Here is a 14,561-nt window from a genome sequence, read left to right as displayed (position 1 = left end):
GGTGACATGGACCAGGACCTCAGCACCCACGACCTCAGCACCCAGGACGTCAGCACCCAGGACGCCCGGGACGTCAGCACCCGGCTCGCCGGCCGGATCGCGCTCGTCGCCGGGGCCACCCGCGGCGCCGGACGGGCCCTCGCCGTCGAACTCGGCCGCGCCGGCGCCACCGCCTACGTCACCGGCCGCACCACCCGCGAGCGCGCCAGCGAGGTCGGCCGGACCACGGAGACCATCGAGGAGACCGCGGAGCTGGTCACCGCGGCGGGCGGCACCGGCATCGCCGTCCCCACCGACCACCTGGACCCGGACCGGGTCCGGGTCCTCGTCGAGCGGATCGGCCGTGAACAGGGGCGGCTCGACATCCTCGTCAACGACCTCTGGGGCGGCGAGCACCTGCTCGCCGGCTCCGTCTTCGGCAGGAAGAGCTGGGAGACACCGCTCGCCGACGGCCTGCGGATCCTGGACCTCGGGGTGCGCTCGCACGTGATCACCGCGGCCCTCGCCCTCCCGCTCCTGGTCCGCTCGGACGCGCCACTGCACGTGGAGGTCACCGACGGCACGGCGGTCTCCAACCGCCGTTACCGCGAGAACCTCTACTACGACCTCGCGAAGAACGCCCCGATCCGCATCGCCTTCGGACTGGGCCAGGAGCTGGCGGAGTACGGGGGCACGGCGGTCGCCGTCACGCCGGGCTTCCTGCGCTCGGAGCAGATGCTCGCCCATTTCGGCGTGACCGAGGAGAACTGGCGCGACGCCGTCGCCCAGGATCCGCACTTCGCCGTCGCCGAGTCGCCGCACTACCTCGCCCGCGCGGTCGCCGCGCTCGCCGCCGACCCGGACCGGGCCGCCCGCTGGAACGGCAGGTCCACCTCCAGCGCCGAGCTCGCCAGGACCTACGGCGTACGGGACGTGGACGGCAGCCGGCCGGACGCCCTGGCGTACTTCGAGGACGTCTTCCACGGCGGGAAGGACGGCTCGCCGGACGACTACCGCTGATCGTCCGACGCACCCCGCTGATCGTCCGACGCACCCCGCTGGTCCCCCGGCGCCGCGTCGTACAGCGCGGCCAGGGCCCGCGCGTGCTCGCGGAAGCGGGCGCGCAGGCCCGCCGGGGCCAGCACCTCCACGTCCGCGCCCAGCCCGGTCAGCTGCCCGAAGGCGACGTCCTCCGACTCCACCGGCAGGTCCAGCGTGACCTGCCCGGCGGCGTCCGGCGCGGTCGCGGACGCCAGCGCTCCGGCCACGCCGGCCGGGTCCGCCACGGCGGGCAGGCGACGCACGCCGCGCCCGGTCAGCCGCACGGTGACGGTCGTGCGCAGCAGCGCCCGGGCGAACCCTGCGGCGTGGGCCTGCCAGTGCGCGGCCAGGTCGAAGGACGGGTCGCGGACGAAGGGGTCGCCGGCGCCGGAAGCGGGGGCGAGTGCCGTGACGCGGTCGACGCGGTAGGTACGCCAGGTGCTGTCCCGGCCAGGCCGCTCGGCCGGGACCCGGCCCACGACGTACCAGACCCCCGCTTTCAGGACGAGCCCGTACGGCTCCAGCAGGCGGGTCACCGTGTGGGGCGGCGCGCCGTCCCGGCCCGGCCGGGCGTAGTCCAGCTCGACGGTGCGGTCGGACCACACGGCGCGGGCCAGCTCCGGGAGCAGCTCCGGTGCGGACGGCTCGCGGAACCAGGCCGGGGCGTCCAGGTGGAAGCGGCGCACCGACGCCTCGGCCGCCGCGCGCAGCGAAGGGAGCAGGGTGGCCGACAGCTTCAGCCGGGCGGTGTCCGCCGCGTCCGACAGTCCCAGGTCGCGCAGGGCCGTGGGCAGGCCGGAGAGGTAGAGCGTCTCCGCCTCGGTGGGATGCAGCGTGGTGAGCCGGGTCCGGTGGCCCGGCGCCAGGCGGTAGCCGCCCGCTCGGCCGCGCTCGGACCGGATGGGAACGCCCGCCTCCTGCAGGGCCTGGACGTCACGGATCACCGTGCGCCGGGAGACGTCCAGCTCGCGGGCGAGGGCGTCGGCGGTCAGGCCGGGGCTGGACTGGACGAGAAGCGCCATGCGGATCAGGCGGGCGGCACGCATGACTCAAGGATCGTGGACCGGCGCCCCGGACGGCTCCCGGCCCCCGAACGGCTGCCGGGGACCGGCCGGCTCACGCCGGGGACCGGGTCGTCGTCAGGGTGCCGCGGACGGGCGGTCCGTGTGCAGGGTCCGGAACAACGCCCGTACCCGCTCCGAGGCCGTCAGCTCCTCCAGTGTCACCGGGCGGCCCTTGGCGTCGGCGATCGGAAGCCGCCAGTTCGGGTACTGGTCCCAGGTGCCGGGGAGGTTCTGGGGGCGGCGGTCGCCGACGGCGTCCGGGAGCCAGACGCCGATCATGCGGGCCGGGGTGCGGAGCAGGAAGCGGTGGACGGCCCGGATCTCGGCCTCCTCGTCGCCGGACTCGGACGCGGCGAGCAGGCCCAGCCGGGTCAGCAGGGCCAGCCATTCCGCGGTGTCGGCCGCCGCTTCGGCCCGTTCCTCCGCCAGGGGGCGGGTGAGCAGGCCGAGGCGGTCGCGGAGTTCGACGTGTTCACCGGTGAGGCGGGCGGCGGTGGGCGGCAGGTCGTGGGTGGTGGCGGTGGCGAGGCAGTCGGCGCGCCAGCGTTCCGGGGGCAGCGGGCGGCCGTCGCCCTCCCAGTCCCGTTCGAACCAGAGCACGGACGTGCCGAGCACCCCGTGCCGCTGGAGCGTCTCGCGCACCCCCGGCTCCACCGTGCCCAGGTCCTCCCCGATCACCACCGCTCCGGCACGGGTCGCCTCCAGCGCCAGCAGGGCGAGCATGGCCTCGGCGTCGTAGCGGACGTAGGTGCCCTCGGTGGGCGGGCTGCCCTGCGGTACCCACCACAGCCGGAACAGGCCCATCACATGGTCGATGCGCAGGGCCCCGGCGTAGCGGAAGAGGGCGCGCAGGAGTTCGCGGAAGGGGGCGTGGCCGGAGGCGGCGAGGCGGTCGGGGCGCCAGGGCGGCAGGCCCCAGTCCTGGCCGCGGGCGTTGAAGGCGTCGGGCGGGGCGCCGACGGACATCCCGGCGGCGAAGTGGTCCTGCTGGGCCCAGGCGTCGGCGCCCGCGGGGTGCACGCCGACGGCGAGGTCGTGCACGATCCCGACCGGCATCCCGGCCTCGCGGGCGGCGCGCTGGGCCGCGGTGAGCTGGGTGACGGTGAGCCAGGCGAGGCGGGCGTGGAAGCCGACGCGGCCGGCCAGTTCGGCGCGGGCGCGGGCGGTCTCCGGCGAACGGGGGTCGCGCAGGGCCTCGGGCCACCGGTGCCAGTCGGAGCCGTGCCGCTCGGCGAGCGCGTACCAGGTGGCGTGGTCCTCCAGGGCCTGCCCCTCCTCGGCGCGGAAGGCGTCGTAGGCAGCCTGCCGGTCGGCGGCGAGCGGGGCGGCGGCCGCCTTCTCCAGCGCCTCCCGCTTCAGCTCCCACACGGCGTCCCGGTCGATGAGGGCGCCCTGGTCGAGGACGGCGGAGCGCAGGCGCCCGGCACGCAGGCCGGCACTGTCGTCCGCGGTGTACTCGGGGACGGCCTCCGGCCGCAGGTGCACCGGGTCGGGGAAGCGGCGGGAGGAGGGCCGGTAGGGGGACGGGTCGGTCGGGACTCCGGGTACCGCCGCGTGCAACGGGTTGACCTGCACGAATCCCGCGCCGGCGGTGCGTCCGGCCCAGCCGGCCAGCTCGGCGAGGTCGCCGAGGTCGCCCATGCCCCAGGAGCGGCGGGACAGGAGCGAGTAGAGCTGGACGAGGATTCCGTACGAGCGGCCGGCGGGGGTGGGCAGCCGGTCGGGGGCGACGACCAGGTGGGCGCGGGCGGTGCGGCCGTCGGGGGCGGCGGCGGTCAGCAGATGCACCCCGGGCGGCAGGCCCCGCACGTCGTCCCGGTTCTCCCCGTCCTCCGTCCGCACCTCCAGGCGGGTGCCCGCGGGCAGGCCGAGGGCGATCTCGCCGGTGCCCGCCCAGTGGACGACCGTCGGCGGCAGCAGCCGTCCGGCGAGTTCCCGCTCCCGGTCGGCGAGGGCGGTGCGGACGGCCTCCGGGCCGCTCGCGTCGACGCCCAGCGCGCCCAGCGCGGCGGTCACGGCACCGGCGGAGGCGGCGACCGTGCGGTCCGGGGCGGGGCTGTAGGAGGTGGCGACGCCGTGCAGCTCCGCGAGCCGGCACAGCCCCGGGTCCAGGGCTTCGTTCATCTACAACCCCGGCTCGCTGGTCAGCGGGACCGCGTCGGCCAGCGGCGGTTCGCTGGTGAGGGGCTCGGCGTCGGGCAGCGGCGGCTCACTGGTCAGCGGGGCCTGCGCGCAGGCGCTCTCGGCGCTGAACACGCACAGGTGGGGCTCCTCCGCGGTCTGCACCGGGGGTTTGAACTGGGCCGGGATCGGATGATGAACCGTTGCGGCCACGGCGGCCTCCTCGTCATGACGTCGGGTACGGCGGCGTGAAGCCGGGTCAGAGCAGGCCTACCCAGTCGATGCGAGGGCACTCCCCGCGACCGTCCCGCGGACGGCGATCAGCGGGGCGACGCGACGGGCTCCGCCCAGGCCACGTCCCACTATTCACTCAGTACATGTATCCAGTGTATACTGGTGCCCATGAGCACCCGGCACATCCTTCTGGGGCTGCTGGAGGCAGGGCCGAGCCATGGCTACGACCTCAAACGGCGCCACGACGAACGCTTTCCGCAGGCCCGTCCGCTGGCCTACGGACAGGTGTACACGACCCTGCAACGCCTGGTCCGTGACGGTCTGGCCGAGGTCGAGGGGACCGGCGCCGACGGGGGGCCGGAGCGGACGCTGTACCGGTCGACGGACGACGGGGCCCGTGAACTGGCCCGCTGGGCCGGGGAGATCGCGCCGCCCGCGCCCTTCGTGGCGAACGAGATCTTCGCCAAGGTCGTCGTCTCGATCCTGGCCGGCGGCGATCCGGCCGCCTATCTGGACGCCCAGCGTGCCGCGCACATGGAGCGGATGCGGGAACTCACGGCCGTGAAGACGGCCCGGGGCGCCGATCTGGCGACCGTGCTCTCGGCGGACTATGCGCTCAACCACCTCGATGCCGACCTCCGCTGGATGAACACCACGGCGGCCCGGCTGACCACTCTGACCGCGGAGGTCGACGCAGCATGAGCAACAAGGGGGACTCCTCGGTGCCGCTTCTGGCGGGCCGTGACCTCGTCAAGGCGCACGGCAGGACAGCGGCACTGCGCGGCGCGTCCGTCGAACTGCGCCCCGGCGAGATCCTCGCCGTGACCGGGGCCAGCGGCAGTGGCAAGTCCACGCTGCTGCACTGCCTGGCCGGGATCGTGCGACCGGACGCCGGCTCGGTGGCCTACGACGGACTGCGGCTCGACCGGCTGCCGGAGAAGCGGCTGAGCGAACTGCGGCGCTCCGACTTCGGTGTGGTCTTCCAGTTCGGGCAGCTGATCCCGGAACTGACCGCCCTGGACAACGTGGCGCTGCCGCTGATGCTGGGCGGAGCGGCCCGCACCGAGGCCCGGGCGCGGGCCGGCGAGTGGCTGGAGCGGTTCGGGGTGCGCGGTCAGGAGGAGCTGCGGCCGGGCGAGATGAGCGGCGGCCAGGCCCAGCGGGCCGCCCTGGCACGGGCGCTGGTGACCGGCCCGAGGGTGGTCTTCGCGGACGAGCCGACGGGGGCGCTGGACTCGCTGGCGAGCGAGCAGGTGATGACGTCGCTGGCGCACACGGCCCGCGAGTCGGGCACGGCCGTGCTGCTGATCACCCACGACGCCCAGGTCGCGGCGTACGCGGACCGCGAGGTGCGGCTGAGCGACGGGATCGTGGCGCCGCTGGGGGTGGCGGCGTGAGGGCCGACCTGCGACTGGCGCTGCTGCTCACCCGGGGTTCGGACCGGCGGGAGTGGTGGCGGGCCCTGCTGACGGCGATCGGGGCGGCCACGGCGACGGGCATCGGGCTGGTGATAGCGGTCCTCGTCCCGATGGACGGGCAGTACAGCGTCCCGGTCGGCGCCGGGCTGCTCGACGAGCCCGGAACACGCGACGGGGTGATCACCGCGCTGTTGCTGCTGTTCATCCCGGTGTTCGGGTTCCTCGGGCAGTGCGCGCGGGTCGGCGCGGTGCACCGCGACCGGCGGCTGGCCGCGCTGCGGCTGGCGGGTGCCACGCCCGGGCAGGTGCGGCGGATCGCGGCGCTGGAGTCGGGGCTCGCCTGCCTGGCCGGTTCGGCCGTGGCCACCGTGATCTCCGTGCCGTCGCTGCTGCGCCTGTGGCACCGGCCCGACCCGGCGGCGTGGGCCGGCATCGCCCTGGTGGCCGTGCTGGTGCCGGTGCTGGGCGCGGCCGTCAGCGCTCTGGCACTGCGCCGGGTGGTGGCCTCGCCGCTGGGCCGGCTCCGGCGGGTGCGTCCGGCCCGGGGTCCTGGGCGGCTGTCCCTGGTGGCGACCGGGTTGCTGGCCGTCCCGACGGTGCTGGTCGCGGCGGCCGCGTTCGCCGGCGGTCGCTTCGCGTTCCCCCTCGTCGGGGCCGCCCTCGGCCCGTCGGCGGTCTTCGCCGGCTGTCTGCTGGTCGGCGCCTCGGCGGTGTGGCTGGCGGGCTGGTCGTCCCGGTGGCTGGGCCGGGTGCTCGCCGCCCGTGCACAGAGCCCGGCGCTGCTGATCGCTGCGGAAAGGCTGCACGATGACCCGTGGTCGGCGGCGCGCACGCACGCGGCGGTCCTGCTGGTGACCGTCGTGGGCACGGGGTTCGTGGGGGTGCGGCAGGTGCTGCTCGCGGATCTGCACGCCATGGACCGGGCAGGCCACCTGGGCACGGGCCTCACGTACTACACGACGGGTCTTGACCTCACGGCCGCCGCGATCCTCGTCGCCCTGGCGATCGTCCTGTCCGGTCTCGCCGTCGGCACCGCCGAGTCGCTGGCCACCCGGCGCCGGGGCCTGGCCGCGCAGACCGCCGCCGGAGTGCCTCGCGGTGTGCTGGCCCGGGCGCTGCTCCTGGAGACCGCGCTGCCGCTGGCCCCGGCGGTCCTGGTGGCGGGCACGGGCGGCATGGCGATCGGCGTCTGGTACGCCTCCGCCGCCGTGAGGTACGCCGTGCCGGCGGTGCCGTACCCGCCCCTGCTGGTTCCGCTCGCGGTCTACGGCGCCTGTCTGCTGGCGGCGGCCACCGCGCTCCCGCTGCTGCACCGCTCGGTGCGTCCGGCGGAGCTGCGCTACGCATGACCGCCGCACGGGTGTCCGGCCTCCGGGGGCACGGGGACCTCCGAAGGCCGGAGCACACGCGTGCCCGGGTGTGCGAAGGCCCGGATCGTCAGGCGGAGATGCCGTCGATCCGGGCCAGGGCGTCGTCCGCGCCGTACGGCTGCAAGTAGGGCAGCCAGCGCGGGTCCCTATGGCCGGTCCCGATGATGCGCCAGGCCAGGCCGGTGGGTGGGGCTGGTTTGTGCCGCAGCCGCCAGCCGATCTCGAAGAGATGGCGGTCGGCCTTGACGTGGTTGCAGCGGCGGCAGGACGCCACCACGTTGTCCCAGACGTGCTGACCCCCGCGACTGCGCGGGATGACGTGGTCGACGCTGGTTGCGACGCCACCGCAGTACATGCACCGGCCCCCGTCGCGCGCGAAGAGCGCCCTTCGGGTGAGAGGAACGGGCCCCCGGTAGGGAACCCGTACGAATCGCTTGAGCCGGACCACGCTGGGTGCGGGGACTGTGACGGTTGCGCTGTGCATATAGGCGCCCGATTCCTCCAAGGCGACAGCCTTGTTCTCCAGGACGAGGACGAGCGCGCGGCGGAGCGGTACGACGCCGAGCGGCTCGTACGACGCGTTGAGGACCAGGACATGCGGCACGGGGGCCTCCTTGGGCGTCGGCGGCGCGTGGCTCGCGCCGGGACGATCTGTGGCCAGTCTCCCCTCCTGCCTGGTGGACGCGCCACCATCTCCCGGTAACGGGCTGGGAGTGTTTTCGACCACACCGCATTCATCCCCCGGTCGCACCCCGTTTCAAGCGGGCCTGTTCAAGCGGTGGTGAGAAGCGGGCGTGAGCACGGTCTCTCCTTCTCGTATCGGCCCGGCCCACACACAATGCCCCGTTAGTGTGGTGTTCCTGTCCGTCCGGTGACCTTTCCGTGACCTTGAACGCCGTACCTGACCTTGTTCGCCGTGCCGGAGGGCAGTACCGCACCGCCTGGAGGTACCCGCCGTGTCCTTGCCCGCCGTCCTACTGGCCGCCGGTCCGTCGCCGTCGCCGACCCCCTCGGAGTCGGAGACAGCGACCGTGCCCACGCTCCAGGACGCCCAGGAGAGCGCCGCGCACACGGCCAGCTGGGTCGAGCAGAACTGGTCGACGTGGCTGGCGATCGGGCTGAAGGTGCTGCTGGTCGTGGTGATCGCGGTGGTGCTCAGAAAGGTCGTGCTGCGGGCGATAACCAAGTTCATCGACCGGATGAACCGGACGGCCGAGTCGGCGGAGGGCACCACCCTCGGCGGGCTGCTGGTCAACGCCGAGCGGCGGCGGCAGCGCTCGCAGGCGATCGGGTCGGTGCTGCGGTCGGTGGCGAGCTTCCTGATCCTCGGCACGGCCGCGCTGATGGTGCTGAGCAGCTTCCAGATCGACCTGGCGCCGCTGCTGGCCTCCGCCGGTGTCGCCGGTGTCGCGATCGGTTTCGGCGCCCGGAACCTGGTCACGGACTTCCTGTCCGGCGTGTTCATGATCCTGGAGGACCAGTACGGCGTCGGCGACTCGATCGACTCGGGCGTCGCCTCCGGCGAGGTGGTCGAGGTGGGCCTGCGCGTGACCAAGCTGCGCGGCGCGAGCGGCGAGATCTGGTACGTCCGCAACGGCGAGATCAAGCGCATCGGGAACCTCTCGCAGGGCTGGGCCACGGCGGGCGTCGACGTCACCGTGCGGGCCGGCGAGGACCTGGACCGGGTCCGGGCCACCCTCGACGAGGTCGCCGAGAAGATGGCCAAGGAAGAGCCCTGGAACGAGGTCCTGTGGAGCCCCATCGAGGTGCTCGGCCTGGACTCCGTGCTCATCGACTCGATGGTGGTCCGCGTCTCCGCGAAGACCATGCCGGGCAAGGCGCTGACCGTCGAGCGCGAGCTGCGCTGGCGGATCAAGCGGGCGTTCGACGCGGCGCACATCCGCATCGTGGGCGGCGAGACGGCCGTACTCCTGGACGAGGAGACCCCGGACCGCACGGCAGGGGTGGCGGCGCCGGCGGTGTTCGCCGACTCGGACTCGCCGCAGGTGGCGGCGACGGCACCGATCTCTTCGCAGCGCTCGGCGACGCCCGGGAAGTAGCGGAACGGTTCAGCACACTCGTTCGAGTGAACGGCGGGGCATTCCGGCGTCTTATGACGTCCGGGGTGCCCCATCGTTCTGCCGGGGCACCCATGGCGGGCTTAGCCTGGCGTCAGCGTGAGGAGAACCAGGGATGAGCGCCGAGCCGATCATGGAGATGATCATGACGGAGCAGGACCCCATCGATCTGCTGATCGCGATCGAGGAGGCGTCGGTAGCGCCGATTCGACCCGAATACATCGAGGGGATGGCCATCGTGCCGCCGACGGCGAACGACAACCACAACCACGGCGCATTCGAGCTGGGCTTCCAGTTCCGCGCAGCCGGTATCCGACTCGTGGGCATGGGAAACGGCTACCGGGCCGCCCACAAGGACGGCAAGACCATGGCGCTGTTCATCCCCGACTTCTACGTCCGCCGCCGCAAGGCGACCGAACTCGACGAGTCGTACCGCAAAGCGCATAAAGGCTGGTATCCGGCCGACATGATCACCCTCGTCGGCGAGGTCACTTTCACCAACCACGAGACCGACACCGGCCCCAAGTTCCGCACCTACGCAGCCGCAGGCATCCCGGTCTACGTCCTCATCGACCGCCACACCAATACCGCGCACTGCTACACCGACCCCGTCCTCCCCGGCGACGACGCCACCGAGGCCTACTACAAGACCGACGAGAAGGTGAGCCTCGGCGACCCGCTCCCCCTCCCTGCCCCCTACCCCACCCTCGACACGGCCCCCTTCCTCGCCGACTGAGCGGCCCTCGGCTCAGCGGCCTTCGAGCGTGCGCACTATCTGGCACAGCACGGTGAACCCGGCGCCCCGGAAGAAGCCGTTCTCCAGGTTTCCGGAGGTGCGGACCTCCACGTGGGCCTCGCCCGCGATGACGTCGTAGGCGACCTCGCCCTGGACGGACACCCGGGTGCGGTACGGGTGCCAGCGGAAGCGGAGCGGATTGCCACCGGTGAGGTCCGTGGCCCGCCGGGCCGCCTCCAGCCGGGCGCGGACGCGGTCGAACGGGATGCCGGTGACGGTGTGGGTCTGGGTGTCGTCCAGGATCTTCTCGGTGACCTCGATGCCCAGGCCGTGCGCACGCCGCGCCAGCGAACGGATCCGCCAGACCGCCCAGAGCAGCGAGGCCAGGGTCCACACCACCGCGACCCCGGTGGCCTCGCGCACGGCCGACCAGGCGAGGCCGCGGTCGATGAAGCCGATGACGTACATCCCCAGCATCAGGGGCACGAAGTCGGCGAGGCTGCGCCGCAGCAGCCGGGCGAACAGCCGTCTCCGGTGAGCCACGCGCTCCCCCCTCTCCTGGTCGGTGCCCGGAACACAAGGCAGGAAACTGCGAGAAGGGCCGTCCCCACCAGCGCGGACGAAGATCGTGACGCAGCCGTGATCGCAAACCGGCCACGGCCGGATTCAGAAGGCCTTCACAGGCCCCCCGCGTTCTCCCCGCGTCCGTGATGATCTATGGTCGCCCCACTACGGGCCCTTGTTCTGGAGCGCGACGCCGCCCGGGGGACCGTCTCGAAGGTGGGGAAGATGAGAAAGCTCGCCATAGGCACCGCCCTGTCCGGTGCCCTGGCCCTCGCGGGTCTCGCGGCGCCCGCCGCCTCCGCGGCCACCAGCACGCCCGACCTGAAGTTCACCGACGTGACGGTGAACCACGGCAAGGCCATCGTCGTCGGCACCAAGACGATGAGCGTGCCGGCGACGTACACCCTGACCCGGCCCGTCGACGTGGACATCGAAGGCACCAAGTCGTTCGCCGGGGTGATCCTGTACCGCGGCACCCTGAAGACGATGCAGAACATGGTGGGACCGGACGACGACCCCACCTGCACGACGACGGCGACGACGGACACGACCGTCACCGAGAGCTGCTCCGAGAAGATCGTCGTCGACCCGACCTACGGCCTGTTCGAGGCCGCCGACGCCACCACCTGGAAGGCCGGCGGCTTCTACACCTACGCCGACGGCACCAGCTCGGACGACTTCCTGAGCTACAACTCCGGCACCGCGATCTGGGGCAACCTCGCCACCGCGAAGGTGCAGCGCGCGGCCAGGCTGACGGCCGACGCCTCGCCCGAGCCGGTGGTGAAGGGCAGGACGATCACCGTCAAGGGCAAGCTCACCCGGGCGAACTGGGACTCCTCGACCTACAAGGGCTACTCGGGGCAGAAGGCCGTCCTGCAGTTCCGTGCCGAGGGCAGCAGGACTTACACGAACGTGAAGGCGATCACCTCCGGCACCGGCGGCTCCCTGTCCACCACGGTGAAGGCGTCGAAGAGCGGCTACTACCGGTACGTCTTCGCGGGTACGACGACCACCGCGGCGGCGACCGCGACCGGTGACTACGTCAAGGTGAAGTAACGGTCCTCCACTAGCGCCGCCCACCCACCGAAGGGCCCGTCCGGATCTTCCGGGCGGGCCCTTCGCCTGCCCCTTCGCATGTCCAAGCCCAGGTAACGACTGGGTTGCCGCCCCGGCGGGCTATTGACGCTCTCCTTCCGGCGGCCTACGTTTTCCAGCCAACAGGAAACTTTCCTAACAGTGATCAACGGATGGACGGTTCGAGCGGGTCACCCGGGTGGACCGAACGTCCCGATCACTGGGAAACTGAGCGGCTGGAAAGGCAGGTGTCGAACCCCATGGCAGGAACCGCCGGTACGCCGGGCACCCCTCGCGTGCTGCGCGCCATGAACGACCGCGCCGCACTGGACCTGCTGCTGGAGCACGGCCCGCTCTCGCGCACCCGGATCGGCAAGCTCACCGGCCTCTCCAAGCCGACCGCCTCCCAGCTGCTGGCCCGCCTGGAGGCGGCCGGGCTGGTGCTGGCGACCGGCACCAGCGAGGGCCGGCCGGGCCCCAACGCCCAGCTGTACTCGGTGAACCCGCGCGCCGCCCATGCCGCCGGCCTCGACGTCAACCCGGGCCGGATCCGGGCCGCCGTCGCCGACGTCACCGGCCGCACCGTCGGCGAGTACGAGCTGCCGACCCCGGGCCGGCGCCCCGCGCAGTCCGTCGTACGGCAGGTCACCGACGCCCTGGACGGCGCCGTGAAGGCGGCCGGGCTGGCCCGGGACGACGTCCACCGGGTCGTCGTCGGCACGCCGGGCGCCTTCGACCCGAACACCGGCCGGCTCCGGTACGCCTCGCACCTGCCCGGCTGGCACTCCCCCACGCTGCTCGACGAGCTCGCCGCCGCGCTGCCGATGCCGGTCGAGTACGAGAACGACGTCAACCTCGCCGCCATCGCCGAGCAACGGCTCGGCGCGGCCCGCGGCCACGGCGACTTCGTGCTGCTGTGGAACCAGGAGGGCCTCGGCGCCGCCCTGGTCCTCGGCGGCCGGCTGCACCGCGGCTGGACCGGCGGCGCCGGCGAGGTCGGCTTCCTGCCGGTGCCGGGCACCCCGCTGGTCCGCCAGGTCACCAAGGCCAACAGCGGCGGTTACCAGGAACTCGCCGGTTCGCAGGCCGTGCCCCGGCTGGCCCGCGAGCTGGGCATCGAGGACCTGCCGGCCGGGCCGTACGACGAGGTGGCCGCCGAACTCGTCGCGCGCGCCGCCGACCACGCCACCGGGCCCTACCACCAGTTGCTGCGGACCTACGCGACCCGGCTCGCCACCGGTCTCGCCTCCCTCGTCTCCGTCCTCGACCCCGAACTCGTCGTCCTCAGCGGCACCGCCCTGACCGCCGGCGGCGAGGTGCTGCGCGCCCTCGTCCAGGCCGAACTGGAGGAGCTGGCGGCCGCCCGGCCGCGGCTCGTCGTCGGCGACGTCCGTGAACACCCCGTGCTCCGCGGCGCGCTGGAGAGCGCGCTCGCGGCCACCCGCGACGAGGTCTTCGACACCTCGCGCTGAGCCCCCGCACACCCCCGCACAGCCAGCCCCTTCCCACGCACACCGCCCGCCCCGGGAGATCTCGCCATGCCCATACCCTCCGCTGCCCGAAAGACGGCTTTTGCCCTGACCGCGGCGGCCAGTTCACTGGCCCTGCTCACCGCCTGCACCGGCCAGTCGTCCTCCGGAGCCGACGACGACGCCTCCGCGAACACCACCATCAACTTCTGGCACGCCTGGAGCGCCCCGAACGAGGTGAAGGCGGTCAACGCGCTGATCGCCGGCTTCGAGAAGGCGCACCCCAACATCCACGTCAACGTCGTCAGCAACATGACCGACGACAAGATCAACCAGGCGCTGCGCAGCGGCGGTGACAAGGCCCCCGACGTCATCTCGTCGTTCACCACCAACAACGTCGGCAAGTTCTGTTCCTCGGGCGCGCTGGTCGACCTGAACCCGTTCTTCAAGAAGTCCGGCATCGACCCGGCGACGACGTTCCCGAAGGCGATGAACGAGTACACCCAGTACGACGGCAACCGCTGCTCGGTTCCGCTGCTCGGTGACGCGTACGGCCTCTACTACAACAAGACGGCGTTCAAGAAGGCCGGCATCACCAGCCCGCCGAAGACGTGGACCGAATTCCAGGCGGACGCCAAGAAGCTGACGATCAGCCAGGGCGACAGCTACAAGCAGCTCGGTTTCATGCCGGACTACCACGGCTGGGAGACCACGACCGAGCACTACGCGGCGCAGTTCTCGCCGGCGTACTTCACCTCCGACGGCAAGTCGAACATCGCCAAGGACCCCGCCTTCACCGAGGCGTTCACGCTGCAGAAGAACCTGGTCGACGAACTCGGCGGATTCCAGAAGCTGGAGAAGTACCGGGCGACGCTCGGCGACGAGTGGGGCGACAAGCACCCCTTCCAGACCGGCCAGGTCGCCATGCAGCTCGACGGCGAGTGGCGGCTCGGCATGGCGCTCGCGGCCAAGCCGAAGTTCGACATCGGCGTCGCCCCGCTGCCCGTGCCGGACGACCAGGTCGCGCAGTACGGCAAGGGCTACATCACCGGCACGATCGCCGGTATCGCCGCCAACAGCAAGAAGCAGAACGCGGCCTGGGAGTTCGTCAAGTACATCACCACGGACACGGACGCGGTGGTGAACTTCTCCAACGCCATCCACAACGTGCCGTCCACGCTGGCCGCCCTGAAGTCCCCGAAGCTGACGTACGACCCGCGCTTCAAGACCTTCCTGGACATCGCCGCCAACCCGAACTCCACGACGTCTCCCGCCTCCATCAACGGCGGTGTGTACCTGGCGACGATCCAGAACTTCGGATACGACTACGAGAGCGGCAAGGTCAAGGACCTGAAGTCCGGTCTGGCGGCCACGGCCAAGCAGATCGACACGGACATCGCGCAGGCCAAGTAG

At 72.6% G+C, this 14,561-nt stretch carries 14 protein-coding genes; 9 read left to right on the top strand and 5 right to left on the bottom strand.

Translation table 11 applies throughout. From position 1 onward, the window contains the following. Window positions 1-6: 6 nt before the first annotated feature. Window positions 7-999, top strand: a complete 993-nt coding sequence (locus ACFY0P_RS16730; RefSeq protein ID WP_388912730.1) for an SDR family oxidoreductase — start codon at window positions 7-9, stop codon at window positions 997-999. On the opposite strand, the gene ACFY0P_RS16725 is transcribed toward ACFY0P_RS16730, so the two are convergent. From ACFY0P_RS16725 to ACFY0P_RS16715, 3 genes are all read right to left on the bottom strand, one after another. Next, window positions 990-2,066, bottom strand: coding sequence for a helix-turn-helix transcriptional regulator (locus ACFY0P_RS16725; protein ID WP_388912727.1), 1,077 nt, complete (start codon window positions 2,064-2,066; stop codon window positions 990-992). The two genes, ACFY0P_RS16730 and ACFY0P_RS16725, sit on opposite strands and share 10 nt — an antisense overlap. 93 nt (window positions 2,067-2,159) lie before the next feature. Further along, entirely contained in the window at window positions 2,160-4,208 is a 2,049-nt protein-coding gene (malQ, locus tag ACFY0P_RS16720; protein WP_388912723.1) for a 4-alpha-glucanotransferase, read from the bottom strand. Then, window positions 4,209-4,418, bottom strand: a complete 210-nt coding sequence (locus tag ACFY0P_RS16715) for a hypothetical protein (RefSeq protein ID WP_388912720.1) — start codon at window positions 4,416-4,418, stop codon at window positions 4,209-4,211. 189 nt (window positions 4,419-4,607) lie between these two features. Between ACFY0P_RS16715 and ACFY0P_RS16710 the strand changes: the two genes are divergently transcribed. From ACFY0P_RS16710 to ACFY0P_RS16700, 3 genes are read left to right on the top strand one after another with little or no spacing between them, the layout of a single operon-like run. Continuing rightward, complete coding sequence (locus ACFY0P_RS16710) at window positions 4,608-5,141, top strand: PadR family transcriptional regulator (protein WP_388912717.1); 534 nt, start codon at window positions 4,608-4,610, stop codon at window positions 5,139-5,141. Then, complete coding sequence (locus tag ACFY0P_RS16705; RefSeq protein ID WP_388912714.1) at window positions 5,138-5,836, top strand: ABC transporter ATP-binding protein; 699 nt, start codon at window positions 5,138-5,140, stop codon at window positions 5,834-5,836. Before ACFY0P_RS16710 ends, ACFY0P_RS16705 begins: the two co-directional genes overlap by 4 nt. Continuing rightward, the gene (locus ACFY0P_RS16700; protein WP_388912711.1) at window positions 5,833-7,206 is read left to right on the top strand and encodes an FtsX-like permease family protein; all 1,374 of its coding nucleotides are present in this window, start codon (window positions 5,833-5,835) and stop codon (window positions 7,204-7,206) included. Before ACFY0P_RS16705 ends, ACFY0P_RS16700 begins: the two co-directional genes overlap by 4 nt. An 88-nt stretch (window positions 7,207-7,294) precedes the next feature. On the opposite strand, the gene ACFY0P_RS16695 is transcribed toward ACFY0P_RS16700, so the two are convergent. Continuing rightward, a complete protein-coding gene (locus tag ACFY0P_RS16695; protein WP_181805740.1) occupies window positions 7,295-7,831 on the bottom strand; it encodes an HNH endonuclease in 537 nt (178 codons plus the stop codon). A 352-nt stretch (window positions 7,832-8,183) separates the two neighbouring features. Here ACFY0P_RS16695 and ACFY0P_RS16690 point away from each other — a divergent pair, with 352 nt between their 5' ends. Next, a complete protein-coding gene (locus ACFY0P_RS16690; protein ID WP_388912708.1) occupies window positions 8,184-9,287 on the top strand; it encodes a mechanosensitive ion channel family protein in 1,104 nt (367 codons plus the stop codon). A 133-nt stretch (window positions 9,288-9,420) separates the two neighbouring features. Continuing rightward, the gene (locus ACFY0P_RS16685) at window positions 9,421-10,041 is read left to right on the top strand and encodes a Uma2 family endonuclease (protein ID WP_388912705.1); all 621 of its coding nucleotides are present in this window, start codon (window positions 9,421-9,423) and stop codon (window positions 10,039-10,041) included. Window positions 10,042-10,053: 12 nt separating this feature from the next. On the opposite strand, the gene ACFY0P_RS16680 is transcribed toward ACFY0P_RS16685, so the two are convergent. Next, entirely contained in the window at window positions 10,054-10,584 is a 531-nt protein-coding gene (locus tag ACFY0P_RS16680; RefSeq protein WP_388912702.1) for a hypothetical protein, read from the bottom strand. Window positions 10,585-10,830: 246 nt separating this feature from the next. Here ACFY0P_RS16680 and ACFY0P_RS16675 point away from each other — a divergent pair, with 246 nt between their 5' ends. From ACFY0P_RS16675 to ACFY0P_RS16665, 3 genes are all read left to right on the top strand, one after another. Next, complete coding sequence (locus ACFY0P_RS16675) at window positions 10,831-11,661, top strand: hypothetical protein (RefSeq protein WP_388912699.1); 831 nt, start codon at window positions 10,831-10,833, stop codon at window positions 11,659-11,661. A 278-nt stretch (window positions 11,662-11,939) separates the two neighbouring features. After that, complete coding sequence (locus ACFY0P_RS16670) at window positions 11,940-13,151, top strand: ROK family protein (RefSeq protein WP_388912696.1); 1,212 nt, start codon at window positions 11,940-11,942, stop codon at window positions 13,149-13,151. Window positions 13,152-13,217: 66 nt separating this feature from the next. Continuing rightward, the gene (locus ACFY0P_RS16665) at window positions 13,218-14,561 is read left to right on the top strand and encodes an ABC transporter substrate-binding protein (RefSeq protein ID WP_388912693.1); all 1,344 of its coding nucleotides are present in this window, start codon (window positions 13,218-13,220) and stop codon (window positions 14,559-14,561) included.

The organism is Streptomyces sp. NPDC001714, assembly GCF_042892755.1.
Lineage (GTDB): Bacteria > Actinomycetota > Actinomycetes > Streptomycetales > Streptomycetaceae > Streptomyces.
This window is presented reverse-complemented; position numbering and strand designations above follow the sequence as displayed.

Bases quoted from the DNA above. Each gene is read 5' to 3' on its own strand.
- ACFY0P_RS16730 (WP_388912730.1), top strand. From the start codon at position 7: ATGGACCAGGACCTCAGCACCCACGACCTCAGCACCCAGGACGTCAGC.
- ACFY0P_RS16725 (WP_388912727.1), bottom strand. From the start codon at position 2,066: ATGCGTGCCGCCCGCCTGATCCGCATGGCGCTTCTCGTCCAGTCCAGC.
- malQ (WP_388912723.1), bottom strand. From the start codon at position 4,208: ATGAACGAAGCCCTGGACCCGGGGCTGTGCCGGCTCGCGGAGCTGCAC.
- ACFY0P_RS16710 (WP_388912717.1), top strand. From the start codon at position 4,608: ATGAGCACCCGGCACATCCTTCTGGGGCTGCTGGAGGCAGGGCCGAGC.
- ACFY0P_RS16705 (WP_388912714.1), top strand. From the start codon at position 5,138: ATGAGCAACAAGGGGGACTCCTCGGTGCCGCTTCTGGCGGGCCGTGAC.
- ACFY0P_RS16685 (WP_388912705.1), top strand. From the start codon at position 9,421: ATGAGCGCCGAGCCGATCATGGAGATGATCATGACGGAGCAGGACCCC.
- ACFY0P_RS16675 (WP_388912699.1), top strand. From the start codon at position 10,831: ATGAGAAAGCTCGCCATAGGCACCGCCCTGTCCGGTGCCCTGGCCCTC.
- ACFY0P_RS16670 (WP_388912696.1), top strand. From the start codon at position 11,940: ATGGCAGGAACCGCCGGTACGCCGGGCACCCCTCGCGTGCTGCGCGCC.
- ACFY0P_RS16665 (WP_388912693.1), top strand. From the start codon at position 13,218: ATGCCCATACCCTCCGCTGCCCGAAAGACGGCTTTTGCCCTGACCGCG.